Source organism: Pedobacter sp. BS3, from assembly GCF_008274585.1.
In the GTDB taxonomy this organism is placed as follows: Bacteria; Bacteroidota; Bacteroidia; order Sphingobacteriales; family Sphingobacteriaceae; genus Hufsiella_A.
Window position 1 is genome coordinate 39,284 of record NZ_VTRT01000004.1, and the last position, 25,655, is coordinate 64,938.

The window sequence follows — 25,655 nt, forward strand, 5'->3', positions numbered from 1 at the left end:
TTGGTTTAAGAATTATAAACTATTAACCAATTTTTAATTTAACAGAAATCATCAAAATGAAGCCCAGAATCAGTTTATTGTTAGTATTAATTGCAGCTTTTTCCATCCGTGTACAGGCTAACGTTACGTTGCCGGCCATATTTTCTGATGGTATGGTTTTACAGCAACAGTCAGATGTGGCCCTGTGGGGTAAATCCGACGCCGGTAAATCCGTAACCGTCACCACATCATGGAATAACAAAACGTACCAGGTCAATCCTGCTAAGGGCGGCAGGTGGAAGGTAAAAGTTAAAACTCCGGCCGCAGGTGGCCCTTATACTGTCCGTATCAGCGATGGCAGTGAGATCGTGTTATCCGACGTTTTGATTGGTGAGGTATGGCTGGCATCCGGCCAGTCCAATATGGAAATGCCCTTAAAAGGCTTTAAGAATCAGCCGGTAGCCAATTCAGAGCAAGTGATCAGCGCATCAGAAAATCCGCAGATCCGTTTTTTCAATGTAGAGAATGTGAGCTGGAAAAAGCCGCTTACCGGTTGCCAGGGCTCCTGGAAAAAGGCTTCGCCTGCTAACACGTCCAATTTTAGTGCAACAGCTTATTTCTACGCAAAGGCACTGCAGGAAAAATTAAAGGTTCCTGTTGGTATTGTAGAATCCGACTGGGGCGGAACCCGCGTACAGGCCTGGATGAGTGCCGATGCGTTAAAAGCATTTCCAGAAGTTAAGGTAGCGGCAGAAGCTAATACAGCCTTTAAAGATAAAAATGAGGCTACCGGTCTGTTTAACGGGATGATCAATCCTATCCTCGGTTATGGCATTAAAGGCGCTATCTGGTACCAGGGAGAGCAGAACAGGAACGAGCCTGAATTATACGGCCGGCTGTTTCCGTCTATGGTGAAACAGTGGCGTCAGGATTGGGGAATTGGTAAATTTCCGTTCTATTATGTACAGATTGCACCTTACATTTCGGGTACTGCAACCTTGTCGGCATCGCTTAAAAAACTGGAACCTTTTGTACCTGTTTTACGCGAAGCACAGTTACAGGCAGAAAATAAAATCCCCAATTCAGGTATGGCGGTGTTAACCGATATAGGTGCGCAAAATACCATCCACCCGCCCGATAAAGAAAGCGTCGGCAAACGCTTGTCTTACCTGGCGCTGGCTAAAACCTATGGTCAGAAGGATGTAGCCTATTCAGGACCAGTATACAAAAAAATGAAAATTGAAGGGAACAGTATCCTGTTAAAGTTTGATCATGCAGAAGGATTAAAATTCAATAATGGTCAGTCCGGTAACTTTGAAGTAGCCGGTAGCGATAAGGTGTTTCATCCTGCCAAAGCTGAGATCACCAAAGATGGTATTAAAGTGTCATCGGCACAGGTTAATAAACCGGTAGCAGCCCGCTATGCCTTTAAAGCATGGGTAAAAGGCGATTTATTTAATCAGGATGGTTTGCCGGCATCGTCGTTCAGAACGGATAGCTGGCCGGTAAAATAACAAATGTGCGTCATTGCGAAGAACGAAATGCAGTGGAGTGATGAAGCAATCTTTTCGATAAGGTTGCTTTACATTGCCATTCTTCATTGATAATAGCGATAAACTTAGTGTAAATATTTCAGAAGAATATTTTTATATAAGCTAAATCTAAGCCTTAACTATCCATTCCATATCATGAAACAAAACCGTCATAATAAATTTCTACTTCTGTCAGGCGTTGTATTGCTTACGTTATCGGCATTTAATTTACAGCGGGATAATCCTGTAAAAAAAGCAGATGAAAAGCCGGATTTTAAACTGTTAAAATACAATAATCCCGGCCTGGTAGTTGATTTAGGTGTAGGATTATGGGGCTGGCCCATTCCGCTTGATTATGATAACGATGGCGATATGGATTTGCTGGTTTCCAGTCAGGGAAAGCCATACAATGGAGTTTACCTGTTTGAAAATACCAGTGGCGATGCTAACCCGGTATTTGCCAAACCCGTATGGCTGGCCAAGTCGGTAAAAGACATCCAGGTATCATACATTAATGAAAAGCCCCGTATAACAGTTCCAGGGGCCGAGTTGCTTAATTTCACTAAAAGTTTCGGTAAAGAAAAGAAGGAGCTGTTTCCGGCAGATTCTATTTTGAAAGATATCAAAGGAAGAAACCGTTTTAACCAGTGGAAACTGGTGGATTATGACGATGATGGTGATGTGGATATTGTTGTGGGGGTTGACGACTGGAACGATTACGGCTGGGATAACGCCTATAACGCGAAAGGAGAGTGGATTAACGGGCCGCTTCATGGATACGTTTACCTGATTGAGAACCAGAATGGAAAATATGTCAACAAAGGCCGTATCCAGGTTGAAGGTAAAGATCTGGATGTTTTTGGAGCGCCTACCCCCAATCTGGCAGATTTTGACGGTGATGGTGACTTAGATCTGGTGTGCGGCGAGTTCCTGGATAAGCTGACTTACTTTGAGAATACCGGCACGCGGGAGAAGCCGGTATATGCTAAGGGCCGTTACCTGGAAAATGAATCGGGCATCATTAAGATGGATCTGGAGATGATCGTTCCGGTAGCCGTAGACTGGAATAAGGATGGATATGTTGATTTAGTGGTAGGTGACGAGGATGGTCGTGTTGCATTGATTGAAAATACAGGGAAAGTGAAAAACGGTATGCCGGTATTTAAGTCGCCGGCGTATTTCAGGCAGCAGGCCGGTGATGTAAAGTTTGGTGCTTTGGTAACACCCTATAGTGTTGACTGGGATAACGATGGTGATGAAGACCTCATCTGCGGCAATTCGGCAGGCTACATCGGTTTTATTGAAAATCTGGGTATGAATGGCGATATGCCTAAATGGGCCGCTCCAAAATTGCTGGAGGTTAATGGTAAGCCCATCCGGATACAGGCAGGGAGTAATGCATCTATTCAGGGGCCGGCAGAAGCGAAATGGGGATATACTACTTTGTCGGTAGCAGATTGGGACGGAGACGGATTGAAAGATATTGTGATTAATTCGATATGGGGTAAGGTAGAATGGTATAAAAACATCGGTACAAAGAAAGTGCCTAAGCTGGCGGATGCGGCTCCTGTAAAAGTGGATTGGGAAAAAATGAATCCGCCAAAGCCGGAATGGATTTGGTGGACACCCAAGCCCAATACCTTATCTCCCGAATGGCGCACTACACCTTATGTGATCGACTGGAATAAAGATGGCCTTGCAGATTTGGTTATGCTGGACCATGAAGGTTATCTGTGCTATTTTGAACGGTTTAAAAAAGGAGCTGAGCTTTGGCTGAAACCGGGTAAACGGATTTTCTATGGAACAGACTATAGCGGCTACGATGGCAACCATGCCGTAAAAGACAGCCTTCCCGGGTTGCTGCGCATGAATGTAAATAAATATGGCGCCAGCGGCCGGCGTAAATTCTGCATTACCGATTGGGATGGCGATGGTAAGCTGGATATACTGGTAAATAGCAAAAATGTAACCTTAATGAAAAATACCGGGACTAAAAATGGATCAGTGCAACTTGAAAATAAAGGTCTGTTGGGTAAGCTGATACTGGCCGGTCACGATACCAGCCCTACAGCGGTAGACTGGAATAAAGATGGCATCCCGGATCTGCTGGTAGGAGCGGAAGACGGGTATCTGTATTATTTGCCGAATGGAAGGAAAAAATAATACGGTTGAAATAATTAAGGCTGCCTAATAGGGAGCCTTAATTATTTAAGAAGTTTATCATTGAAATCATCACATATCCTGGATTAGAAATAATCGATAGTGCAAGGATAACTGTAAGCTGCTCTGTTTGATCCCTTATGCAGGAAGGGTTTTATAGTGGAAGCTAATGGTTTTTGCAATCTCTTGAACTGAATTCCTGTAAGAGAAACTTAGAATATATCGGAATGGGTGCCCAAACGGATTAACTTAATATTTTTATCATCTACCTCAAACCATATAACTAATAGATCAGGCTTAATGTGGGCCTCCCAATCTCCATTATATTCACCCTTTAAAATATGGGGTTTAAATTTTTTATCCAACAGATGTCCTTTTATAGACAATTCATTTAACAAAAAATCTGAAACTACTTCAAAATCTTTTTCGGAGCGTTTTTTAATAAGTTTTAAGTCTTTTTTAAACTGATTGGTATATTCAAGATTAAACATCAGATGCTTTTTAAAAACGCTTCCAAATCATTGATTTTTTTTGTTTTCCCGTTATGTGCATCTTGTATAGCTTTTAGTGTGGTGGCATTAGGTGTGCGGTGTACCGGTTTCGCGGCCTTTACCGAAATAGTTACAGCGCCCAAGTCTCGCAAAAATTCTTTTGCTATAGCTAATTTTTTATCAGGTAGTTGTACAATTAAAGTTTTCATTATATAGGCCGTTTAAATATACAAATATATACACAATTGTAAATAATGTATAAATCTCTTAACAGCTTTCTCAAGCAACAACGGCTTGACCTGGTTGGGCTGGGCATTTTTAAGCGTTTGTTTTACCGGTAAGAGAAGAAGTAACTGTTAATCAGAATGATGGATCACCAATCAGGTTACAGCAAGACGTGAAAATTATCATGCACTAAAAGAGGGTGTCTCGAAAGTCCCCTATGGTCATCCTGAGCCTGTCGAAGGATTGGTTCATTATGGCTACAGGCGCTTCCCCCGAGACTTCGGGGTCAGCGTGACTGTAAATAGATGGTTTTACTGACTTTTGAGACACCCTCTCCTGTTTCTGCATTGTAATCCTTAAAAATAACACAGAGAACTATATATATGTTGAGTTAGGAGCGGTGTTGTGGCCTTGCCTGTTCAGGGCGGTTATTTCCTTTCCGGGAATCTGGTGTATGGCGATTGTGATCATTACGTTCTGTATAACGTTCATTACGACTATCACGAATAGTTGCCTGGTTACTGCGACCTCTGAAAGAGGCGTACCTGGACCTGATCTCGTTAGCCCGTAACCAGGGAGTAGGCTCATTGATCACAACCTTATAGCCTTTGTACAGGTTGTAATGGCTATACCGTGCGGGAAGTACAGTACGTGTAACCCAGCGGTTGCCTTCCTGGTAAATGTAGGTACGGTCGGGTATATGGTAATATACGTCAATATCCGGCAGGTAATAATAATCGGCATTGGTATACCCGGCAGGGCCCCATTCAGGTTGATTACCTATGCTGATATTTATATTGATCTGAGCGTCTGCTGCTTTATATATAAAGCTGGCGAAAACCAAAACAGACAGAATAACTAACTTTTTCATTTTCGTATCAGTTTTGTTTATATGACTGTCTGTATGCCGAAAAGTTAACGGAGAAGAATGTTAAAAAAGGTTAAATGGAGTATAAGAGGATTGTACGTTATGTTTCCGCATGTGGGATAAATACATAAACGCCTGGTTTGTGTCTTCATGAACCGGTATAAGGGAAGCTTCGTGAAGACACGAAGCTTGGCATAGTCGAGTCGTCGGTCGTTTAGGCTTGCTTATAGCTATGAACTATAAGCACAATTATTCTTAGCTTTGATAAATGAAGAAAAAATACCGTGGATTAAGTTTTGCCGTTCCGTTACTGGCAGTATATATTCTGGCTAAATTTATAGTGCACGTTCAATACAGCGTGGAAGTTATGTTGTTAGGCGCATTGGTACTATCAATTATATTTGCTGTAGGGCAATATTATCAGTATAAAGACAAATAATTAAAGCCTAATTAAACAAAAAAAGCTGCCTTCGTAGCAGCTTCTTTTGTTATAAAGTCATGAGCACAAGGTTTAGCTCATTTTAAGTTTTTTCTGGATATCCTGAACGTAGGCTTTAAATTTCTTATCGGTATCAATCAGGTCTTCTACGGTTTGGCAGGCATAAATTACGGTAGAGTGGTCGCGACCGCCAAAAAATGCGCCAATAGATTTTAAAGAGGTTTTGGTATGGTTTTTTGCCAGGTACATGGATATTTGCCGGGCCTGAACAATTTCGCGTTTACGGGTTTGTGATTTTACCATTTCTACGGGCACTTCAAAATATTCGCATACCAGCTTTTGAATGTATTCCATCGATATCTCCTTGGAAGAGTTTTTGATGAAATTCTTCAGCATTGATTTAGCAAGTGGCAGGTCTATCTCTTTTTTATTGAGCGTGGACTGGGCCAGCAAAGATACCATGGCGCCTTCAAGCTCACGTACGTTGTTATCGATATTGTGGGCCACATATTCTATTACTTCGCCGGGCAGGTCGATACCATCGGTATACATTTTCTTTTTCAGGATAGCCATCCGGGTTTCCAGGTCCGGAACCTGTAAATCGGCTGATAGGCCCCATTTAAACCTGCTGAGCAGGCGCTCTTCCAGGCCAGCCAAATCTTTGGGGGCTTTATCAGAAGTGAGGATGATTTGTTTGCCCGATTGGTGCAGGTGGTTGAAGATATGGAAGAAAATATCCTGTGTTTTTTCTTTACCGGCAAAGTTGTGTACGTCATCCATGATAATAACGTCCATAGCCTGGTAAAAATTCACAAAATCATTAATGGTATTGTTCTTTAATGAATCAACAAACTGCTGGCAGAATTTTTCGCACGAAACGTAAATAACCAGCTTATCGGGCAGGCTGCGTTTAATTTCATTTCCGATAGCCTGGGCAAGATGCGTTTTCCCCAAACCTACACCGCCATAAATCATTAGCGGGTTAAACGATGTCCCTCCCGGTTTTCCGGCAACGGCAAACCCGGCAGAACGTGCAAGCCGGTTGCAATCGCCTTCAATAAAGTTATCAAACGTGTAATTGGTGTTTAATTGCGGATCAACCTGCAATTTCTTTAAACCAGGTATTACAAACGGATTTTTAATATCTTTATTCAGGGCCACAGGCATAGGTATAGATTGATTTTTGCCCTCGGCCCCATTACCGTTAGACGGCATATTGGTGGTAAAAGGCTTTACATTAGACGATTTATCTACCACAATATTGTATTCCAGGCGTCCATCTTCGCCTAATTGATTTTTAACGGTTTTGCGCAGCAATCCTACATAATGCTCCTCAAGCCATTCGTAAAAAAATAAACTCGGTACCTGAATGGTTAATACATTCCCTTCTAAACGTAAAGCGGTAATAGGCTCGAACCATGTTTTAAAACTCTGGGCCGGAATATTATCTTTTATAATTTGAAGGCAATTATTCCATATCGTGGTACTGTTTTTTTCCATATAGCTTCTTCTAAAAATCTGATTTTCAAGTCCTGGGAGGGGATTTTTACATCACCTTTTGGAACATCGAATATTCGAAAAAAAAACTATTAAAAAAACTAAATTTTAAAATTAACGGCAAGTGGTTGTAAGGCAGGGTTATATAATTTTTTCTTCGGCGTGTTTTCTCCGTTATCGTAGTTTTTTATTTTGTTGATGCCGTTCAGCATCGCGGATGTTTTTCTTTGCAAGATTTTTATGAAAAGCTTCGGTTAAGTTGATGCCGGTTTGATTGGCCAGGCAGATCAGCACAAACAACACATCGGCCATTTCGTCGCCCAAATCAACTTTCTTGTCGGATTCTTTGAAAGATTGCTCGCCGTATTTTCGCGACATAATGCGGGCAACTTCGCCGACTTCTTCCATCAGGATTGCCGTATTGGTTAGTTCATTAAAATAACGTACACCGGTGGTATTAATCCAGTTGTCAACTACTTTTTGGGCTTCTTCTATTGTCATGTTTAGTTGGTTTGTTAGCCCACCTTAGCCCTCCCTAAGGGAGGGAGTAAGGTTGTGCTGTCTATCTTGTTTCTTTTCTCTATTTAGTTGCTTCCGCTTTCCTTTTAATCACTGAAATCACTTTATCAGTTTCTTCGATGTGCGGATAATGGCCTGCGTGTTCCAGTTCTACAATTTCAACGTTGCTAAGGTACTCATGTATCGCTTTAATTTCATCCGGTATGGAGATAATACGATCATGTTTGCCATAGATAACTACGGCCGGAATATCCGTTTTAAACGCAGGTTCGCTTATTTGCGCCCGTACATTAAAAAAGCTTTCAGGGTCAATGCTGTATTCATCCTGATAATATTGCAGGTATTGCTGCATCAACTGCTCATCGTGCCAATAAAAATTGAACAGATAGGGGCAGCTGGCAGCTAATTCCCAGCCTTTTTCCGTATTTGCGTCGTATTTACCCGAATAGTTTGCTATTATTTCCTCCATCTGACTGGCTTTGCCGGTTTCCTGGTGAAGCCTGAACTCATTAAGCAGATTATTGAAAATGCTGCGTTCTGATTTCTCTATATGGAAATCAGGGCTGATAATGCATAGCAGTTTTATTCTTTCAGCGTGTGTGGCAATGAGATGGTTTATAATATAAGAGCTGAAACAGTAGATTATTACGATAGCGGGATCTTCATTGCTGGCATGACTGTTCAGGAATTCCGCAGCGCTTAACCGGTAATTTTCAAACGCTTTTTCCGGCTCAAACGGGTAACCGCCAGGACGCAAAGATGAAGGCTCATCCCAGCATAGCAGTTCAAACCCGGCTTTTTTTAAAGGTTCGGTGAGTAAGTGCCTTTCCGGGTTGCCATTCATTCCGGGACCGCCGTGGTAGAATATAATTTTTTGCATGGTTTGAAAAAGTCAAAATTTAAAAATCAAAAGTTTACAAAGGTTATCAGAAGCTGATGGTTTTGAAAAATGAATAAATAAATGTTGCGGTGTTTGTTATATATAATAAGGTATAAATTATTTTAAATCTCATGTCTTAAATCTCACATCTTATATCTATAATCAATGTCAAATCAGGTTGCTTCTGCATGCAAAGGCTATTAATTCGGCCACGTTTTTAGTATTGGTTTTCTTAAGCATATTCTTCCGGTGATTAGCTATGGTGTTTTCGCTTAATTTCAATTTAGAGGCTATCTGTTTACTGCTCCATCCTTCGGCCATATACTCTAAAATGCAACGTTCATGTTCGGTTAGCAGCTTGTCCTCTTCGTAAGGATAAAAATAATTGGTTTCAATGGTCTGTTTGGTAATATAGCCATTTACTTCTTCGGTTTTTTCTATGGTATGATAAATTGTCCGGTCGGTTTTAAAATGCGAAATATCTATTACCATTCCCAGGCTGTATAGAGGCAGGTGGGTTTCTTTGGATGTGATATAACATCCCCGTTGTAAAATAGGTACGTACCGTCCGTTTTTATGTCGCACACGGTAATTGTATGAAAAAATATATTGATGATGTTCTTCCCTCGGCCGGCCCTGCAGAAATCGAAGATTAGCTGTAAAAACCTGTTCGTTATATATTCTGAAATCGTCTTTCTGAAAAACATCAATCAGTAATGGAATGCCGCCTTCCAGGAATTCGCGGGGATCATAATCGGTGATCATTTTGGCAGCTTTGGTCATGACAATATATTGCGATTTAGTATAATCTATCAGGAAAAGCATAGGTACTGTATAATGCATGGCTACGCTTAACCGTTCAAATTTTGAAAGCAGCTCCATGAGCTCCCGGTCCTCGATCATGTCGTTAGCGTAGTATATATTCTGCAGGTGCTTTTGGTATGTAAAATCAATAGGTCGGCCGAGCTGCATAGGTAAAGGTTAAAAGTTGAGTTAAGCGAAATCCCCCGAGTAGTTCGGGGTCCGGGATTAAACCCCGCCAACTGGCGGGCTCATTTATACCTTAGTAAAAAAATAAAAAAGCATCAATAATTCAAAGTTAAAATCCGCATAAATTTAAATATCTCCATTGCCAAAAGCCTTTCCTCATGTCAAAAAGGCCTCCGTTAGCCCTTCGCAACGGCTTGTCCTGGTAATGCGGGGGAAGTAAATAATTTGTTGCCATATTCATATTATTTTTTTTCTGATACAATAGGTTGCCAGTTCGATACCATTTTTAGTGTTCGTTTTTTTCATCATATTTTTCCGGTGACAAATAACGGTGGCTTCAGAAATTTTAAGTTTGTCGGCAATTTCTTTTGTGGCCAGGCCTTCTGTCATATATAATAGTACCTGCTTTTCTTTGCTGGTGAGCAAGGTGTCTTCCTGGTTTGGAAAAAAATAATTACAGGCGATGGTTTGAAAAAATAGTTTTTGTCCTGTTCCTTTTTCTATGGTATGAAGTATACTGGTTTCGGTTTTTAATGGTGTAATATCCATGCACATACCTAATGAATATAGCGGTAAACCAGTTTGATGTGAAGTGATATACCCGCCTCTTTGGAGTAATACCAGTTCCTGGGCATTCCGTGATGCTTTGACTCTATACGTATGCGAAAAGATATAATTTCCATGCTCTTGTTGCGGCACAGCCTTTAATACCTGGCAGTTATGGGAGAAAATCTCACGGTTGTAGATGTTAAAGTCGTCTTTATTGCAGACATATTTAAGTATATCCATACCGCCATCCAGGAAATCTTCGGGCTGATATCCGGGCAGCACGTTATTGGTTCCCGCATGTACCAGGTATTGCTGCCTGGTATAATCTATAACAAAAAAAAGCGGCATGGTTCCATGATATAAGCCGTTGAATTGCTTAAAATAGTGTAGTTTTTCTAAAACCTCATTCTCGTCAATAAGATCCTTATTGAAATAGATATCTTTCAGGTAGCTTTCAAAAGTTTGGGTTAATTTTTTTGAAGCCATGATTTAGGATGACTTTTAAATAACTTCACAATAAAGTTATTGGGTTTTCCAATAATATCCTAAGAAATAAAAGCATAATTTTTATTGTATTTTTCTGACTTTAATACCAAAGCTTTCTAAGAATAGAAAATATTAAAGCACAATAGCTAAGCGGCTTTCTTTATACATGCTTATCCTGTACACGGCTTAATCCATCTAAACATATCTCAATACGCTACACTAATTTATACAGCTATTATTTCTACCTGTTGAGTGTATTCGGGATATTTTGTCCCGAGATACCTTTTTATGAAAAATCGGACGGGGGAATTCGAAAAGTTGATTAATGATGAAGCTAAGGGTGATTTTCTGATAGTTGGGCCGATTTTATCGGCAAAAAAAATGAAAAAATCAATAGCCATTTATGGCTATTGATGGGGGTATAATGCCTGTGTAATTTAGTTCAAAAATAGGTTAAGACTAATGAGAAAGGTGCATGTTATCAGTCGCGTATTTATCATCTCAGATTTTAGGGGTTTAATTCAATGCTAATAATAAAAATATGAATAAAACATTACTTTTTGTGTTTTGTAGCATGATATGCTATAACGTTTTTGCCCAGGATGTTATCATTAAAAATGATAAAACAGAAATTAAAGCCAAAGTACTGGAAGTGCAGGAAAATGTAATTAAGTATAAAAGTTTTGATTTCCAGGATGGCCCTACCTATAATATTAACAAGCGTGATGTGTTTATGATTATTTACAAAAACGGTAAGCGTGAAACGTTTAATAGTACTGCAGAATTACCAAAATCGGCTCAGGTAACCCATAATGATGCAAATAGTATAAAACCTGTGTCACAGCTTTCATCAACAACCGATTTGGTGGATTACCGGCCTGTAAGATTACTCGCCTCGTTGGGCAAAACAGATGAGAATGTTACAACTAATTTTACCATAGAGTTATCTGGTGAAAAGAGACTATTGAAAAATTTTAACTATTTAAATTGGGGAGTGTCCGTGTTTTATGGTCGTTTAGAATCTTCTTATGGATGGAATGAAGGGTGGAATGACACGTATCCTCAAACTGTAAATGAGCTTAATACATTTGGCGGACGAGCCTTTTTAAGCGGTTATTTACCTATAAACTTGTTATGGGGGAAAACGGAGCAAAAGAATAAAGGCCCATTTCCATTTTTTAGGGCAGGGGTAGCGATGGCTAGTACATCGGGTACAACATATATTACCATGTCGGCCGGAGACGATCAAACCAGCACGAGCGTGTCTGGAAGTAATACCGATTTTGATTATGCAGCGGGGCTTGATTATAAAATAGGAAATGGGTTTGGAATTACTGTATTAACTGAAAAGTTTAAGGCATTCTGGTGGGGCGTAAATTTCCAATTTGGAAACAAGAAATAGAGAGCTGCTTGTGGGGTATAGTATTAAGGTTTGATCAAATTTAAGTAAGCAATGAAATTCTTCCTGACTTTTGTATTTGCAACTTCAGTCTGGAGCCTTATCCATGCTCAGGATGCCAAGGAAAATGAATATTATGTATCTACATTTCCTAACCAATCCAATACACAAGTTCATGTGCAGATGTACACGCGTAAGCGTTCATGGGGAATGGGGCAGCAATTTTTTGGTATACAAATCCGTAATCTTACACAACATAAATTGAAAATAACCGGTTATTATTATGCCAAATTAACCTGCGGTAACCAAACAAATGCTGATATTGATATTACGTTAAATCCCGGCGAGACTAAAGGCGGAAACAGCTTTATAATGGACGCTACCGGTCTTACAGCTTCTGCCGAAAGTGAAGCTTGTCCCGGTAATCCTATCTATCAAAATGGTAAACAGATAGGTGTAAACCGCATTAGTAATGTGGGCTTTCAATTTACCTCGGTTAAAAACCTTGATGCCGTAAGTACAACTAACGCAGTTCACCAAAACACAACAGCTTCTACTGTTAGTTCCTCAAGTCCGGGACGGGGCAGTACAACATCTTACACACCCTCATATACGCCCAAAAGCACCTATTCTCCATCGGCAGGATTGCTTGCTTTACAGCAAACGCAAAATTACATTAATCAGCAGAACCAGCAGCGGGAACAGTTAACCCAAACCATAACAGACGGTATCCAGTCTATTGGAAACATTTTAATAGAAGCACAGGAAAGGAAGGCCCGGGAGCGTGAAGAACGTGCACAACGGGAGGCCGAACGAAGGGAACAGGCAAGGAAAAGTGCAGAAGAGCGAAAAGAACGTCTTGAACGCAACGCAGCCAAAGGGTATATCGATGATATTGTTTCATTAGCAGATATCAAAGTTGCAGAAGGGTACGATTTAACTACAGCTCATTCCATGTACGAAAGGGTAGCTAAGCTAAATAATGCAAAGGCCATGTTTGGCTTAGCAATGGACTATGCCCAGGGACGTGGAACTTTCAAAAATGACAGCTTAGCAACATATTGGCTCAATAAAGCTGCCAAATATGGCAATACAGATGCAATGATGCGGATTAATACTCCCAAATGGAGAAGTTACGCGTTGTTTTTGGATGGTAAGTTAAAGGTAAACGGCAATGATAGGGAAGTTTTAGAAGCCAGCGCCAAGTTTTATGAAACACAAGGTACGTTACAGGGTTTACAGGCGGCAAAAGTATGGTGGCAAAAATATGCCGACTGGGGCGAATCGCATCGTGGATATAATTACGTCAGAAAATATGGAAATTATAATGTCAAAAGAATTGATAAGCTCATTAAGGAACATAAATACAAAAAAGATGAAGAAGCTACACCAAAGACGTTTACCGCTGAGGATTGGTTTGTGAAAGGTATAGATAATTACGCGTTACTTGGAAAGCCTGATTCGGCATTGGTATTTTTTAATAAGGCGGCGGGTATGGGAGATGAAGAGGCCATGATTGTGATTGCAAAACTTTATCTTGAAAAACAGCAGCATACGCCTGAAAACGATGAACAGTTAATCAACCTGTATTTAAAGGCAGATAGTAGCAGGAAAGCCTATGCCTGTCAATATGCTATTCAGGTTTTGAATAACCGGTCGGTTGAATACCTGAAAAATGATAAAAATGATGTGGCGATAGATTATCTAAAAAAGGCTGCGTCAATGGACGATGTGCAGGCGCTGATGCGGGTAACAACTTTATATAAAACCGGTAATTTTGAGTACTACGACAGCAACTATAACCGGCTTACAAAGAAAGTAGCAGATATAAACGCTAAGGAGGCAGAAAAATGGGAAAGACGCTGGAATATAGCTTTAGAGGAGCGGAAATTGCCTGAATTTAGAACAGATTATGCGCTTAACAGGATAATTTATAATGGCATTACGCCCGCTTTATCTCAGCAGATTGACTACCTGAAAGAAGAACATAAAATCACCGGAATAACCATGAGCCCTAATGGTGGATATTGTATGGTATACGATGGTAGTAAAATAAAAGCTAATAAGATAAATGCGGAGGCAATAAATAAATTAAATTCGCTGGTGCGTGAAAACAGAAGCATTAATCAGGTGCTAATTACAAGTAAAGGATACGTTTTTATAATAGATAACAATAAAGGTTATTCTTATAATAATATTCCAATGGCTATGGCGGCAGCAATTCAGAAATGTTATAAATCAAATCTTCGTATATCCAATGTTGCTATTTCCCCTTCAGGAGGCTGGGTAGTTATTAATGGCTCTAATGGATGTGATTTTGATGGTATCCCGAATCAACTGGCCAATAAAATCAGAGAACTGAATGCCAGCAAATCAACTATTAATTACATAACATTTACCACCAATGGTGGCTGGGTAATTGTTTTTGATGACTATGGATATATGTTTGATAATATTTCTAAACAGGCTGCAGAAGAATTGAAAAGATTTAATGATAATGCGACAAAGGTTAATTTTATCAGCTTCGATAGTCATGGAAATTTTGTCATGAATTAGCTGGACTATATGTTAACCATCAAGCCTACTATCCATGGAGAAAAAACAACTCTACCTGTTTTTCATTATAGTTTGTGTATTGCATGGTCTGATACTGGCTTTGTTGGTTTAACGTGTTAAAAATACCTATAAGATTTTAAAAAACACTATTTTTTAGGATAGCTTTGTACTTGCATGGCTTTAAACTGGCATAGCTGATTTTTGAGGTGTAATGCCATCAATAAATAATAAACAACGACACTGCCGGACTATGTGAGACCTACCTTGTGCCCCAGGCTTTCTGTTCTGTGAGAGAAAGCGTGTACGGGAAATGTTTATTTTTGAGAAAGACAAAAGTGGAAATTATGAGAACAGTATTAAATGATTCGCATTTAAATGAACAACAACTGGATATGCTACGATTGTTGCGCAAGCCTTTGCCGGAAGAGTATTTCAAACAATTAAAACACCTGGCTGTGCAACTTTTAGGCAGGCAGTTGGACGATGTGGTTGAACGTTGGGAACAGGAAAAAAATATCACAGAAGAAGATTATGATAAGATGATCCATGCCCACCACAGAACACAGCATAAAAAATAAGCATGCAGGTTGTTATAGATTCAAACGTATTGCTCGTTGCATTGGAAAGCGAAGCCGTTTTAGGCCCATTTGGAATGCTTTTATTAATGGAGATTTTCAATTGATTATATCTGAAGAAATTATTCATGAATATGAAGAAATATTAAATGAATATTCTGCTCCCGGTGCCGCAGATTTGGTAATGGGAATTTTGTCCGAATCGCCGGATGTTGTTTACAAGCGTATCTTTTATGCCTGGCGTGTGATTAAATCCGATGCTGATGGTAATAAGTTTTTTGACGCCGCTATCGCAGGTAGTGCCGATTATTTAATAACGAATGACGCACACTTCAATGAGGCAAAAGATTTAACCTTTCCTGCCATGAGGATAATTAACGCAGATAAATTTTTAGAGATAATTGAAAATTTAAAGAAATAACCTAATCCTGTTGTCTGAAGCGCTCGCTTCACATCCATCTCATTCCTTATTCTTTGTGTCTATTACGATGGTTACCGGGCCGTCATTAATAAGCTGAACTTTCATGTCGGCACCAAAAATGCCGGTGGAGATGTTTTTATGAGTAAGCGATTCAAGGGTCTTGATCATAAGCTCATACAGTGGAATAGCTTTATCGGGTCTCGCGGCACGTATAAAGGATGGGCGGTTTCCCTTTCTTGTTTGTGCAAATAAAGTAAACTGAGATATCAGGAGGATACGCCCATCAACATCGGCGAGGGCTTTGTTCATTAATCCCTGTTCATCGCTAAAAATACGAAGGTTTACAATTTTCTGAGCCAGCCATTCCACGTCTTGCGGAGTGTCGGCATCTTCAATGCCCAACAATACCACAAAGCCGTGCTCGATAGACCCGGTAGCCATATTGTTTACAATGACCGATGCTTCGCTTACCCGTTGTATTACTGCCCGCATAGTTAGATATTAGATATTAGATATTAGATATTAGATATTAGATATTAGATATTAGATATTAGATATTAGATATTAGATATTAGATATTAGATATTAGATATTAGATATTAGATGTGAGATTTTAGATTTTAGACAAAGATAGGTAAAAGGTGGGAAGGTAGGAGTTGGCTTATAGTTCATGGTTCATTAGCCGGATAGTCCGGAAGACGGGAAGATCCGAAAAGACAGAACGAATAAATGTGTTACGAGTTGTGAGTTATAAGTTATGTGGCCCGTAATACGTAACTCATAACAATATAGCAATGCAACAATTAAACAATCTGAACTCTGCTTGCGCTCGTTTGCAAAACGGGTGCATAGATCTCCGGCGTTTGTAACGCCGTAAACGCTATAAAAGTTCCAAAAACCGTAAACTAACCACTAATCACTAATCACTAATCACTAATCAACCAGCTAATACCGTTCAATCTCGTAGTCAGACAGGCCACCTTTTAGCCGGATGATGATCTTTTTGGTAGCCGATGCATAATTCGCGGTAGTATATGAGCCGTCGGCTTGTTTGGTAAAACCATCAAAATCGCGTGAGCTGATACCGGTTTTTACCCATATCTGGCAACCTGCTTCTTTCGGGACAGATACTTTCACTTCGGCCATGCCGGTTTCTGCCGTAATGTTGGTTACGGTTTGAGGCATACCCAGCTTAAGCTCGAATGACGCAGCGCCACCTTTTATAGTGATATTCTCAACCTTAAACGGCCGAAGGTCAAGCTCAGCTTCACCGGCGCCCAGTTTCAGGTTAATATTCCAAAGCGGATCGGTATTTAGCAGCATGGTTACGTTGTTTTCGTCCATGTCGCTCATGTTCCAGTTGTGGTTTTTGCCCTGCATCCTAAATTCCAGTATTTCCAACGAATCCCTGCTCGTACGTTGTAACGAATAATTACCGATATGCTGTTTTACATCGGCCTTAAATAAATCGGTGGTAGTATCTTTTAATTTATAATCAGAAGCGCCGCCCGTTACAGTTAGTTCGGCACGTTTAACCTGGACATCGAAAGGTTCGGCAAAGGTTTGATGGGTAGATTTACGTAACGTATCGTTATCGTTCCAGTTGCCATTATCCTCATACCTGAACCATAAAGGTGAGCGGTATTTATTGGTGAGGCCCTGATAAGCGACAAAGGCTAACACACATACGGTAGCAACAACGGCCAATGCGGCGCCGGCAGCTGAGTGCGATCGCGAGAACAGCATATTCGCTCCTGCCAGGATCAATATCACGGGCCAGAATTGCCATATAGCTCCCCAGCTAAAATCAATTACACCAAAGTTATTGAGCAGCATAATACCGCCAACAAACAATAAAACAAGTCCCCAAATTACATTCTCTGTTCTCATAACGTTTTAATTTATTGGTTTGCTGCCATTGTTTTTTCCTGCTTTAAGCAGGATGATAATTCCCGGTATGATCAGCACCAGCGGCCACAATTTTTCAAACGTGAACCAAAACGGCAGAATATCAAACTGATCGGTAAGGAAATAAAGTCCTAAAAATATCAGGATACATCCGCCGATAACCCGGCCCTTAGATGGCTTATTGGGCAGGTTGGGCTGCGTTTCGGCAGTTTTCTGTCCGGTAAACGGTGTGTACGGCCTAACGGGAACCACGATCCACATCGCTATATAGATCCAGAAACCTAACAGCCCGGCCAGTGTGGTAATAACAAAGGCAAGCCGTATCCATGTGGGGTCAATGTCGAAATATTCTCCCAGCCCGGCAGCTACCCCGGCAATCATCTTATTATTCTCATCACGCTGAAGTTTCTTTTCCATAATTTTTTTATTTTCATGCAAAGCCATTGCCTTCGGTTTCCGGCTTTACGGTTAAAGCGATGCACGTGTCCCGACCATTCGGGAATCGCTGTTTTCTGCCATCCGCGTTACAAACGCGGGCAGTCTGTTATCAAACCTCGCCTTTAACAGGCTGTATTATTATTTCATCTACATTGCAGCCAACGCTCATAGTTAAACAGCCGGACACCGCCAACGCCACATCCTCGGCCTGCACAAAGCGCTCTGCCGGAATTTCAGTGCCTTTCCACGAATCGGTTAACGTTGAACCGGGCAGAATTGCCGTAACTTTTATTCCGTGAGGCATCAGCTCCTGTCGCAATGCTTTTGTTAGACTCAGCAAGGCCGCCTTTGTTACAGAATATGAACCGGCCCGGGTAACCGGGTTTAGCGCAGCTACAGAAACAATGTTTATAATGTGGCCCCGCCGCCATGACCGCATTATTTTACCAAACTGTTTTGACAGGTAGTACGGCGCCAGCAGGTTGACAGCCAGTTGCTGGTTGAGAATGTCGTCATCTTCATCCAGCAATGTTGCCGGAACATACATTCCCGCGTTATTTATCAAAACATCCACCTGCTTAAAATGTTGTTGTACCAGGTTTACAAACTGCTCCAATTGTTGTTTTTTAGCACAATCGGCCGGAAAGCCAATTACTGTTGCCTGATTATTTATGGATAAAAGTTCATCCTTTAGCCTTGCAATTTCTGCCTCGTTCCGGGCACAAAAAGCCAGGTCATATCCTTGTCGTGCCAATTTTACGGCAATGGCCCTGCCCATACCTTTGGTTGCCCCTGTAATAACCGCGTTCATAAAAATTCAATTTATATACTATCAAAAACTTATTTTTACCAAACTAATGTTAAGTCAAAATTCAAAATTAAAAATTAAAAAATCCGGCAAGGGGTTTATTGATGTATTGATGAAAATTAAAAATATATTAATAATCCGGTCGACAGGCCAACCTGTATTTTTGAACGTTTGAATAAATATTATTTTGTTGACATTACACTAAAAAAAGATGTTTTACAATTTCGGAAGATATATTCTTTTACTCAAATCTGTTTTCAGGAAGCCTGAAAAGTGGAAAATTTACTGGAAGCAGATCATCAGCCAGATGAATTACATTGGTGTAGGTTCGCTGGGGCTTATTGCCATTATATCTACATTCATCGGGGCGGTTATGACCCTGCAAATTGCGTTTCAGTTAGTTAGCGATTTTATACCGAAAACGATAATCGGCTCGGTAAACCGCGACTCTACCATCCTGGAACTGAGCCCTACCATCAGCGCTATTGTGCTTGCCGGTAAGATCGGTTCGTCCATTTCATCAGAGATTGGAACCATGCGAGTTTCAGAGCAGATCGATGCCCTGGAAATTATGGGCATCAATGCGCCGGGATACCTCATTCTGCCTAAAATTATCAGCGGGGTCACCATGGTTCCCTTGCTGGTTATTTTTGCCATGTTCCTGAGCATTACCGGCGGTTACCTGGGCGGTACTATTTCCGGCGCTGTTACTCCCGCAGAATATATGCAGGGTATTACCACCGATTTTAATCCGTATACCATTAACGTAGCTTTGGTAAAGGCGGTTGTATTCGGGTTTTTGATCACATCGGTATCAGCATATCATGGCTTTTACGTTAAAGGAGGCGCATTGGAAGTGGCCCAGGCAAGTACCAAAGCCGTTGTAATTAACTGTATCTCTATTTTAGCTGCCGACTACGTAATTACGCAATTGATGTTATGATTGAGATTAAAGATATTTACAAATCATTTGACGACCATGAGGTGCTGAAAGGTATTTCGGGGAAATTCGAAGCAGGCATAACCAATCTCATTATTGGCGGTTCCGGTTCGGGAAAAACCACTTTACTGAAATGTATGGTTGGTTTACATGCGCCTACACATGGTACGGTTCTTTACGATGGCCGCGATTTTACCCGGATGAATTTTGAGCAGCGCATCGATATCCGTAAAGAAATCGGGATGCTTTTCCAGGGGTCGGCGCTGTTTGATTCCATGACGGTTGAGGAAAATGTGATGTTCCCTCTTAATATGTTCACCGAACAAAAGCATAAGGAAAAGCTTGACCGTGTAAATTTTTGTTTAGAGCGGGTTAACCTGGAAGGTAAGAATAAGCTTTATCCTGCCGAATTATCTGGCGGGATGAAAAAGCGGGTAGGTATTGCACGGGCCATCGCCATGAATCCCAAATATCTGTTTTGCGATGAGCCAAACTCCGGGCTTGACCCTAAAACATCTATTGTGATCGATGAGCTGATCAAGGAAATTACCGAAGAATATAACACCACTACCATTGTGGTTACCCACGATATGAACTCGGTAATGGGCATTGGCGATTATATCATCTTTTTACACGAGGGTAAAAAATATTGGGAAGGCTCAAACAAGGAAATTGCTCATACAGATAATAAAGAGCTCAATGACTTTGTATTTGCCAGCCGGTTTATGAAAGCTGCAAAAGAGAAGTTTTAGAATTAAACGATCATATTAAAAGCTATCCTTCGCTCAACTTATTGTAATATATAAATGATTCAACTGCTTACGCCACAACACTGGAAAGATTACGAACTGATTGATTGTGGAGATTTTGAAAAACTGGAACGTTTTGGCCATATCATTCTTATCCGGCCCGAACCGCAGGCAGTCTGGGGCAAACAACTATCCGAAAGTGAATGGCAGCGCTTGCATCATATCCGGTTTAAAGGCCGTTCGGCAACAGCGGGCGACTGGATAAAGAAAAATCCGAAAACTCCCGATCGCTGGCATATTTCCTATCGTAACAACGATGTTGAGATACGTTTCAGGCTGGCGCTAACATCCTTTAAACACGTGGGCATTTTTCCGGAGCAGGCCGTTAACTGGGATTATATTTTGTCCTGCATCAAAACGTTTAAAACATCGCAGCCGCGGGTGCTGAACCTGTTTGCCTATACGGGTGGCGCTTCGCTCATTGCCCGTGCTGCCGGAGCCGATACCACGCATGTTGACTCCATTAAACAGGTAGTGACCTGGGCCAATGAGAATCAGGAATTATCCGGCTTAAAAGATATTCGCTGGGTAGTTGAGGATGCCCTGAAATTTGTAAAACGGGAGCTGAAACGTGGTAAAACCTATCATGGCATCATCCTCGATCCGCCTGCATACGGACACGGGCCTAACGGCGAAAAATGGAAGCTGGAAGACAATATCCGCGAAATGATGCAGGATGTAGTACAGTTGCTTGACCGTGAAGAGCACTTCCTCATATTAAACACCTATTCCTTAGGATTTTCGTCGGTTATTGTTGAAAATCTTATCCGGCAGGCTCAGCCACAAGCTGATCAGTTAGAAACCGGGGAGCTGTATTTACAGGCAAAAGCCGGCAGTAAATTACCGCTTGGCGTATTCGGAAAATTCTGTAAAACGGGCAGTAAATAGATGAATTTTTTATCGTAAACTTGCCGGTTAATAACAACATCGTTACAATAGCAATAAACAGCATGATCAGGACTAAACGGTTACTAAAAAATATCATTTTAGCAACAGTCGCAATTGTACTTTTTACCAATTGCAAGGGCAATAATACGGCAAAATCTGCCGGAAAAGTTAAAAATTCTGCCGATAGTACCAAAGCAGATACCGTACAGGCTGCTGCACCGGCAAATTATCCGCCTATTGACACTGCCGATTATAATAAACGGGTTAAGGCCCTGGCTAACGGCGATACTACCGGAAAATGGCCCGTAAAAAATCAGCCATACCCGCTTCCGGGCGCTATACTTCCGTTTAAACGGATTGTTGCCTATTACGGAAACCTGTACTCCAAGCGTATGGGTATTTTAGGAGAGCTTCCGCCTACAGAGATGCTCGCAAAATTGAAGACTGAAATAAGGAGATGGGAGAAAGACGATCCGCAAACACCAGTGCAGCCTGCATTGCACTATATTGCCGTAGTGGCGCAGGGCGATCCCGGCAAAGATGGCAAGCACCGTTTCCGCATGCCCGATAAGCAGGTAGATTCTGTGCTTTCGATAGCTAAGCGTATCAATGCTATTGTGTTTCTGGATATACAGGTGGCGCTTAGTAACATTCATACCGAATTACCACTGTTAGAAAAATATCTGAAATTACCCAATGTGCATTTAGGCATAGACCCTGAATTTTCGATGAAAGACGGTACGCTGCCCGGTAAAAAAATCGGGACGTATGATGCGGCTGATGTAAACTATTGTTCTAATTACCTGGTAAACCTGGTAAAAAAATACAACCTTCCGCCAAAAGTTTTTGTGGTTCACCGGTTTACCAAAAAAATGCTTACCAATGCCGAGAATATCAAGCTGCATCCTGAAGTGCAGATGGTGATAAATATGGATGGCTGGGGCGAGCCTGATCTGAAAAAGGGAAGCTACCGCTATTTTGTACGCGATCATCCGGTGCAATTCACCGGGTTCAAGCTTTTTTATAAAAATGATCTGAAGAAAGCACCTAACCGGATGATGACTCCCGAAGAACTGTTAAAACTTACACCAAAACCGATTTACATTCAATATCAATAGTTCAATAGACCCGTCAAAAACCAATGGCGGGTTTATTCGTTTTTACAGGGATATGGAAATGCAGAGAGCAACATTTGGAGCAGGCTGCTTCTGGTGCACCGAAGCTGTTTTTCAAACGTTAAAAGGTGTGGAAAAAGTTGTTTCGGGGTATATGGGCGGTCATAAAGAAAACCCGACATACCCGGAAGTATGTACCGGAGATACCGGCCATGCAGAAGTGATAGATATAACATTTGATCCCCAGGTGATCAGCTATGAGGAGCTTTTGCTGATATTCTTTAAAACCCATAATCCAACCACGCTTAACCGGCAGGGTAATGATGTGGGTACGCAGTATCGCTCGGTAATATTCTATTATTCCGATGAGCAAAAACAGCAGGCTGAGGATATGATAGCGCAATTAGAACAGGCGCACGTATTCGATCAGCCCATTATGACCCAAATAGAGCCTGCAAGTATATTTTATAAAGCCGAGGATTATCATCAGAATTATTTTAACGATAATGCCGATAAGCCCTACTGCTCGTTTGTTATCCAGCCTAAGCTTAACAAGTTTGCCCGCGAGTTTGCCGACAAAATAAAGCCGGAATTATTGTAAATTTCAATCAGGCCGTACCAGTTATAATTTTTGTCTTTGTTTTTGATAATTGTAGCAGAAACTGGTTACAAAATTGTTGAGGAAATTAATACCGGCAGTTTCAATTAACTATGCCAACTGCCGGTTATTTTAGATTTAAGCATGCTGCTCCGCATGCACGCCTTCGGCGAATTCCTCGCACATCTTTCTGTTAAAAGCCGGTAAGTCTGCCGGAGTTCTGCTGGTAACCAGGCCGTGATCGGTCACCACTTCCTCATCAGTCCAGGTTGCACCGGCATTAATGAGGTCTGGTTTGATCGATGGATATGAGGTTACACGACGTCCGTGCAATACATCCGCAGTAATTAACGTTTGCGGGCCATGACAGATGGCTGCAACCGGTTTTCCACTTTCAAAAAACTCACGTACAAAGCGTACAGCATCCTCATTTAGCCGCAACTGATCCGGGTTCATTACTCCTCCCGGAAGCATTAAGCCGTCATATTCGCTGGCGCTAACTTCGGAGATATGCCGGTCTACCGGAACTTCAACAGACCAGTTGTGATTTTTCATTGCCCTTATTTTATCCCGTTGGGGAGATACCACCTGAACGGTAGCGCCTGCCTGTTCCAGCGCTTCTTTCGGGCTGGTAAGTTCATCTTCTTCAAATCCGTTTTCAGACAGAATTGCAATTTTCTTTCCACTCAGCTTTTCCATGTTTTTCAATTATTAAGGTATATAGAATAATAATACAACTGCATGAAATTTGTTTAAGGATTTATAAAATAGGAGCAATTTGGCGGTATTACTGCGCCGGAATTGTACCAATGTAACAAAAACAATATATTTGGACAAAGGAGGTTAAAGTTTGAAAAAGAGGATAGCCATATTCGCGTCGGGTTCGGGGTCTAATGCCCAAAAAATTATGGAATATTTTAAGCGGCATCATGAAGGTGAGGTTGTTATTGTTTTAAGCAACAATCCCGATGCCTATGTATTGCAGCGTGCCGATAATTTTGAGATACCCTCGCATGTGTTCGACCGGCAAGAGTTTTATCATACCGATAACATTGTTAACCTCCTTAAAAACCTGCAGGTTGATATTGTAGTGCTGGCCGGATTTTTATGGCTGGTTCCCGATAATCTTTTAAAAGCATATCCAAATAAAATCATCAATATTCATCCGGCATTGTTGCCTAAATATGGCGGCAAAGGCATGTATGGCGACCATGTACATAAGGCAGTGCTGGCTAACAATGAAGAAGAAACAGGCATTACCATTCATTTTGTGAATGAAAATTTTGATGAAGGTGAGTTTATTCATCAGTCGCGATGCAAAATTGATAAAACTGACGACCTGGAAATGGTGAAGTTTAAAATTCAGCAGTTGGAACATACGCATTACCCCAAAGTGGTGGAGTCGCTGCTGAAGAAAATGAAGAGTTAGAGTCATATCAGAATAATCTACCCACTCTAAGATTACTTACCTAACAGTTACAAATTATGGAGTATTAGTAACAATAACAGTATATTTTCGTCAAATAGCCATCATAAAACAGTCACGTTATTTTAAATGTTAATCGTTTGATTAATTTTGTGACGTTAAATTTTTGTTAACAAATGGCTATAAAACTTACCCCCATCGATGTAGTTGATGACATAAGTCGCGAAGATTTCATAAAAAACTACCTGAACCCACGCAGACCTTTAGTTATCCGGAAAATGGCCCAGAAATGGCCGGCTTTTGAAAAATGGACATTCGATTACCTGAAGGAAGTAGTTGGCGACAAAACGGTGCCATTATACGATAGTTCTAAAGCTGACCCGTCTAAACCTATTAACGCATCGGCGGCCGAAATGAAGTTTGCCGATTACATCGACCTGATACAAAAAGAACCAACTGATCTCCGGATATTTCTATTTGACCCGATAAAACACGCTCCACGGTTACTGGAAGATTACCGGGCGCCTAAAGAATTGATGGGCGGTTTTTTAGACAGCTATCCGAATATGTTTTTTGGCGGACAGGGGTCGGTAACATTTTTGCACTATGATATTGACCTGGCGCATATTTTTCACACGCACTTTCATGGGCGCAAGCACATCATGTTGTTTGATTACAAATGGCGTGAACGTTTATACTGCATTCCCTTTGCAACGTATGCCCTGGAAGATTATGATATTGAAAAACCTGATTTTGATAAATTCCCGGCATTAGATGGTATTGAAGGCGTAGAGGCATTTTTAGAGCATGGCGATACCCTGTTTATGCCTACCGGGATGTGGCACTGGATGAAATACCTGGATGGTTCGTTCTCTATTTCATTACGGGCCTGGGATAAATCGCTGGCAGTAAAAGCCAAAAGCCTGTACAACCTTACGGTACAACGCAAGTTCGACGACATCATGAAGAAGAACTTCAGTGTGAAATATATGAACTGGAAAGAACAACTGGCAATAAAGCGGGCAGAAAAAGCAATGAGATTAGGTAAGCCATAAATAAATATGGCAAAGCATTGTCAATATTTACAAACTTAATATTACCTTGGTGCATTGGTTAAACCACACTGAGTGTACAGTATAGTATAATTGCCATAGTAATG

Annotated in this window: 27 protein-coding genes; 14 read left to right on the forward strand and 13 right to left on the reverse strand. The window is 41.0% G+C overall.

Going from position 1 to position 25,655, the window contains the following annotated elements:
- The first annotated feature begins 56 nt into the window (after positions 1 to 56).
- The gene (locus tag FW774_RS11935; protein WP_149348433.1) at positions 57 to 1,493 is read left to right on the forward strand and encodes a sialate O-acetylesterase; all 1,437 of its coding nucleotides are present in this window, start codon (positions 57 to 59) and stop codon (positions 1,491 to 1,493) included.
- A 174-nt stretch (positions 1,494 to 1,667) separates the two neighbouring features.
- Complete coding sequence (locus FW774_RS11940) at positions 1,668 to 3,674, forward strand: FG-GAP repeat domain-containing protein (RefSeq protein WP_149348434.1); 2,007 nt, start codon at positions 1,668 to 1,670, stop codon at positions 3,672 to 3,674.
- Positions 3,675 to 3,883: 209 nt separating this feature from the next.
- On the opposite strand, the gene FW774_RS11945 is transcribed toward FW774_RS11940, so the two are convergent.
- The 3 genes from FW774_RS11945 to FW774_RS11955 all read right to left on the reverse strand — a co-directional run bounded on the left by FW774_RS11945 (position 3,884) and on the right by FW774_RS11955 (position 5,258).
- Positions 3,884 to 4,162 (reverse strand): type II toxin-antitoxin system YafQ family toxin, encoded by a 279-nt coding sequence (locus FW774_RS11945; protein ID WP_149348435.1) that lies wholly within the window; start codon positions 4,160 to 4,162, stop codon positions 3,884 to 3,886.
- Entirely contained in the window at positions 4,162 to 4,371 is a 210-nt protein-coding gene (locus FW774_RS11950) for a hypothetical protein (protein ID WP_149348436.1), read from the reverse strand. Before FW774_RS11950 ends, FW774_RS11945 begins: the two co-directional genes overlap by 1 nt.
- Positions 4,372 to 4,778: 407 nt before the next feature.
- Positions 4,779 to 5,258, reverse strand: coding sequence for a hypothetical protein (locus FW774_RS11955; RefSeq protein ID WP_149348437.1), 480 nt, complete (start codon positions 5,256 to 5,258; stop codon positions 4,779 to 4,781).
- Between the two features lie 265 nt (positions 5,259 to 5,523).
- On the opposite strand from FW774_RS11955, the gene FW774_RS20425 reads away from it, so the two are divergent.
- Positions 5,524 to 5,694 carry a hypothetical protein gene (locus tag FW774_RS20425; protein WP_187774884.1) on the forward strand — a complete coding sequence of 57 codons (171 nt, stop codon included), beginning with the start codon at positions 5,524 to 5,526 and terminating at the stop codon, positions 5,692 to 5,694.
- 72 nt (positions 5,695 to 5,766) lie between these two features.
- On the opposite strand, the gene dnaA is transcribed toward FW774_RS20425, so the two are convergent.
- The 5 genes from dnaA to FW774_RS11980 all read right to left on the reverse strand — a co-directional run bounded on the left by dnaA (position 5,767) and on the right by FW774_RS11980 (position 10,615).
- A complete protein-coding gene (gene dnaA, locus FW774_RS11960) occupies positions 5,767 to 7,194 on the reverse strand; it encodes a chromosomal replication initiator protein DnaA (RefSeq protein ID WP_149348438.1) in 1,428 nt (475 codons plus the stop codon).
- A gap of 171 nt (positions 7,195 to 7,365) precedes the next feature.
- On the reverse strand, positions 7,366 to 7,692 hold the full coding sequence (locus tag FW774_RS11965) for a nucleotide pyrophosphohydrolase (protein ID WP_149348439.1): 327 nt from the start codon (positions 7,690 to 7,692) through the stop codon (positions 7,366 to 7,368).
- A 79-nt stretch (positions 7,693 to 7,771) separates the two neighbouring features.
- Positions 7,772 to 8,590, reverse strand: a complete 819-nt coding sequence (locus tag FW774_RS11970) for an alpha/beta fold hydrolase (protein WP_149348440.1) — start codon at positions 8,588 to 8,590, stop codon at positions 7,772 to 7,774.
- Positions 8,591 to 8,758: 168 nt separating this feature from the next.
- On the reverse strand, positions 8,759 to 9,562 hold the full coding sequence (locus FW774_RS11975) for a LuxR C-terminal-related transcriptional regulator (RefSeq protein WP_149348441.1): 804 nt from the start codon (positions 9,560 to 9,562) through the stop codon (positions 8,759 to 8,761).
- A gap of 255 nt (positions 9,563 to 9,817) precedes the next feature.
- On the reverse strand, positions 9,818 to 10,615 hold the full coding sequence (locus FW774_RS11980) for a response regulator transcription factor (RefSeq protein ID WP_149348442.1): 798 nt from the start codon (positions 10,613 to 10,615) through the stop codon (positions 9,818 to 9,820).
- Positions 10,616 to 11,156: 541 nt separating this feature from the next.
- On the opposite strand from FW774_RS11980, the gene FW774_RS11985 reads away from it, so the two are divergent.
- From FW774_RS11985 to FW774_RS12000, 4 genes are all read left to right on the forward strand, one after another.
- Positions 11,157 to 12,017 (forward strand): hypothetical protein, encoded by an 861-nt coding sequence (locus tag FW774_RS11985; RefSeq protein WP_149348443.1) that lies wholly within the window; start codon positions 11,157 to 11,159, stop codon positions 12,015 to 12,017.
- Between the two features lie 51 nt (positions 12,018 to 12,068).
- Complete coding sequence (locus FW774_RS11990) at positions 12,069 to 14,570, forward strand: tetratricopeptide repeat protein (RefSeq protein ID WP_149348444.1); 2,502 nt, start codon at positions 12,069 to 12,071, stop codon at positions 14,568 to 14,570.
- Positions 14,571 to 14,914: 344 nt separating this feature from the next.
- Complete coding sequence (locus tag FW774_RS11995) at positions 14,915 to 15,148, forward strand: hypothetical protein (protein ID WP_149348445.1); 234 nt, start codon at positions 14,915 to 14,917, stop codon at positions 15,146 to 15,148.
- On the forward strand, positions 15,117 to 15,566 hold the full coding sequence (locus FW774_RS12000; RefSeq protein ID WP_149348446.1) for a PIN domain-containing protein: 450 nt from the start codon (positions 15,117 to 15,119) through the stop codon (positions 15,564 to 15,566). The genes FW774_RS11995 and FW774_RS12000 overlap by 32 nt, the downstream gene beginning before the upstream one ends.
- A gap of 39 nt (positions 15,567 to 15,605) precedes the next feature.
- Here FW774_RS12000 and dtd read toward each other — a convergent pair whose 3' ends face one another.
- The 4 genes from dtd to FW774_RS12020 form a co-directional block, all read right to left on the reverse strand.
- Positions 15,606 to 16,058: a D-aminoacyl-tRNA deacylase gene (gene dtd / locus FW774_RS12005; RefSeq protein WP_149348447.1), complete on the reverse strand. Its 453-nt coding sequence runs from the start codon at positions 16,056 to 16,058 to the stop codon at positions 15,606 to 15,608.
- Between the two features lie 453 nt (positions 16,059 to 16,511).
- Positions 16,512 to 17,456 (reverse strand): LiaI-LiaF-like domain-containing protein, encoded by a 945-nt coding sequence (locus tag FW774_RS12010; RefSeq protein WP_149348448.1) that lies wholly within the window; start codon positions 17,454 to 17,456, stop codon positions 16,512 to 16,514.
- 6 nt (positions 17,457 to 17,462) lie between these two features.
- Positions 17,463 to 17,891, reverse strand: a complete 429-nt coding sequence (locus FW774_RS12015; protein ID WP_187774885.1) for a PspC domain-containing protein — start codon at positions 17,889 to 17,891, stop codon at positions 17,463 to 17,465.
- A gap of 130 nt (positions 17,892 to 18,021) precedes the next feature.
- Complete coding sequence (locus FW774_RS12020) at positions 18,022 to 18,723, reverse strand: SDR family oxidoreductase (protein WP_149348450.1); 702 nt, start codon at positions 18,721 to 18,723, stop codon at positions 18,022 to 18,024.
- A gap of 208 nt (positions 18,724 to 18,931) precedes the next feature.
- On the opposite strand from FW774_RS12020, the gene FW774_RS12025 reads away from it, so the two are divergent.
- The 5 genes from FW774_RS12025 (at position 18,932) to msrA (ending at position 23,073) form a co-directional block, all read left to right on the forward strand.
- The gene (locus tag FW774_RS12025) at positions 18,932 to 19,663 is read left to right on the forward strand and encodes an MlaE family ABC transporter permease (protein ID WP_149348451.1); all 732 of its coding nucleotides are present in this window, start codon (positions 18,932 to 18,934) and stop codon (positions 19,661 to 19,663) included.
- Positions 19,660 to 20,412, forward strand: coding sequence for an ABC transporter ATP-binding protein (locus FW774_RS12030; RefSeq protein ID WP_149348452.1), 753 nt, complete (start codon positions 19,660 to 19,662; stop codon positions 20,410 to 20,412). The genes FW774_RS12025 and FW774_RS12030 overlap by 4 nt, the downstream gene beginning before the upstream one ends.
- 54 nt (positions 20,413 to 20,466) lie before the next feature.
- Positions 20,467 to 21,357, forward strand: a complete 891-nt coding sequence (locus tag FW774_RS12035) for a class I SAM-dependent methyltransferase (protein ID WP_149348453.1) — start codon at positions 20,467 to 20,469, stop codon at positions 21,355 to 21,357.
- A gap of 62 nt (positions 21,358 to 21,419) precedes the next feature.
- On the forward strand, positions 21,420 to 22,475 hold the full coding sequence (locus FW774_RS12040) for a hypothetical protein (protein ID WP_149348454.1): 1,056 nt from the start codon (positions 21,420 to 21,422) through the stop codon (positions 22,473 to 22,475).
- Between the two features lie 58 nt (positions 22,476 to 22,533).
- Positions 22,534 to 23,073: a peptide-methionine (S)-S-oxide reductase MsrA gene (msrA, locus tag FW774_RS12045; protein ID WP_317132762.1), complete on the forward strand. Its 540-nt coding sequence runs from the start codon at positions 22,534 to 22,536 to the stop codon at positions 23,071 to 23,073.
- A gap of 135 nt (positions 23,074 to 23,208) precedes the next feature.
- Here msrA and FW774_RS12050 read toward each other — a convergent pair whose 3' ends face one another.
- Entirely contained in the window at positions 23,209 to 23,769 is a 561-nt protein-coding gene (locus FW774_RS12050) for a type 1 glutamine amidotransferase domain-containing protein (RefSeq protein WP_149348456.1), read from the reverse strand.
- A gap of 151 nt (positions 23,770 to 23,920) precedes the next feature.
- Here FW774_RS12050 and purN point away from each other — a divergent pair, with 151 nt between their 5' ends.
- Together purN and FW774_RS12060 are read left to right on the forward strand one after the other, a co-directional pair.
- Positions 23,921 to 24,499, forward strand: a complete 579-nt coding sequence (purN, locus tag FW774_RS12055; RefSeq protein ID WP_149348457.1) for a phosphoribosylglycinamide formyltransferase — start codon at positions 23,921 to 23,923, stop codon at positions 24,497 to 24,499.
- Between the two features lie 173 nt (positions 24,500 to 24,672).
- Positions 24,673 to 25,551 (forward strand): cupin-like domain-containing protein, encoded by an 879-nt coding sequence (locus FW774_RS12060; RefSeq protein ID WP_149348458.1) that lies wholly within the window; start codon positions 24,673 to 24,675, stop codon positions 25,549 to 25,551.
- Positions 25,552 to 25,655: the final 104 nt, after the last annotated feature.

Excerpts from the sequence above, each read along its gene's own strand:
- FW774_RS11970 (WP_149348440.1), bottom strand. The coding sequence starts at position 8,590 with ATGCAAAAAATTATATTCTACCACGGCGGTCCCGGAATGAATGGCAAC.
- FW774_RS12030 (WP_149348452.1), top strand. The coding sequence starts at position 19,660 with ATGATTGAGATTAAAGATATTTACAAATCATTTGACGACCATGAGGTG.
- FW774_RS12035 (WP_149348453.1), top strand. The coding sequence starts at position 20,467 with ATGATTCAACTGCTTACGCCACAACACTGGAAAGATTACGAACTGATT.
- FW774_RS11990 (WP_149348444.1), top strand. The coding sequence starts at position 12,069 with ATGAAATTCTTCCTGACTTTTGTATTTGCAACTTCAGTCTGGAGCCTT.
- FW774_RS12015 (WP_187774885.1), bottom strand. The coding sequence starts at position 17,891 with ATGGAAAAGAAACTTCAGCGTGATGAGAATAATAAGATGATTGCCGGG.
- FW774_RS11955 (WP_149348437.1), bottom strand. The coding sequence starts at position 5,258 with ATGAAAAAGTTAGTTATTCTGTCTGTTTTGGTTTTCGCCAGCTTTATA.
- FW774_RS12060 (WP_149348458.1), top strand. The coding sequence starts at position 24,673 with ATGGCTATAAAACTTACCCCCATCGATGTAGTTGATGACATAAGTCGC.
- FW774_RS12025 (WP_149348451.1), top strand. The coding sequence starts at position 18,932 with ATGTTTTACAATTTCGGAAGATATATTCTTTTACTCAAATCTGTTTTC.
- FW774_RS11950 (WP_149348436.1), bottom strand. The coding sequence starts at position 4,371 with ATGAAAACTTTAATTGTACAACTACCTGATAAAAAATTAGCTATAGCA.
- FW774_RS11965 (WP_149348439.1), bottom strand. The coding sequence starts at position 7,692 with ATGACAATAGAAGAAGCCCAAAAAGTAGTTGACAACTGGATTAATACC.
- FW774_RS11935 (WP_149348433.1), top strand. The coding sequence starts at position 57 with ATGAAGCCCAGAATCAGTTTATTGTTAGTATTAATTGCAGCTTTTTCC.
- FW774_RS11940 (WP_149348434.1), top strand. The coding sequence starts at position 1,668 with ATGAAACAAAACCGTCATAATAAATTTCTACTTCTGTCAGGCGTTGTA.
- dnaA (WP_149348438.1), bottom strand. The coding sequence starts at position 7,194 with ATGGAAAAAAACAGTACCACGATATGGAATAATTGCCTTCAAATTATA.
- FW774_RS12020 (WP_149348450.1), bottom strand. The coding sequence starts at position 18,723 with ATGAACGCGGTTATTACAGGGGCAACCAAAGGTATGGGCAGGGCCATT.
- FW774_RS12050 (WP_149348456.1), bottom strand. The coding sequence starts at position 23,769 with ATGGAAAAGCTGAGTGGAAAGAAAATTGCAATTCTGTCTGAAAACGGA.
- msrA (WP_317132762.1), top strand. The coding sequence starts at position 22,534 with ATGCAGAGAGCAACATTTGGAGCAGGCTGCTTCTGGTGCACCGAAGCT.
- FW774_RS12000 (WP_149348446.1), top strand. The coding sequence starts at position 15,117 with ATGCCCACCACAGAACACAGCATAAAAAATAAGCATGCAGGTTGTTAT.
- FW774_RS20425 (WP_187774884.1), top strand. The coding sequence starts at position 5,524 with ATGAAGAAAAAATACCGTGGATTAAGTTTTGCCGTTCCGTTACTGGCA.
- FW774_RS11945 (WP_149348435.1), bottom strand. The coding sequence starts at position 4,162 with ATGTTTAATCTTGAATATACCAATCAGTTTAAAAAAGACTTAAAACTT.
- FW774_RS12010 (WP_149348448.1), bottom strand. The coding sequence starts at position 17,456 with ATGAGAACAGAGAATGTAATTTGGGGACTTGTTTTATTGTTTGTTGGC.
- dtd (WP_149348447.1), bottom strand. The coding sequence starts at position 16,058 with ATGCGGGCAGTAATACAACGGGTAAGCGAAGCATCGGTCATTGTAAAC.
- FW774_RS12040 (WP_149348454.1), top strand. The coding sequence starts at position 21,420 with ATGATCAGGACTAAACGGTTACTAAAAAATATCATTTTAGCAACAGTC.
- FW774_RS11980 (WP_149348442.1), bottom strand. The coding sequence starts at position 10,615 with ATGGCTTCAAAAAAATTAACCCAAACTTTTGAAAGCTACCTGAAAGAT.
- FW774_RS11985 (WP_149348443.1), top strand. The coding sequence starts at position 11,157 with ATGAATAAAACATTACTTTTTGTGTTTTGTAGCATGATATGCTATAAC.
- FW774_RS11975 (WP_149348441.1), bottom strand. The coding sequence starts at position 9,562 with ATGCAGCTCGGCCGACCTATTGATTTTACATACCAAAAGCACCTGCAG.
- FW774_RS11995 (WP_149348445.1), top strand. The coding sequence starts at position 14,915 with ATGAGAACAGTATTAAATGATTCGCATTTAAATGAACAACAACTGGAT.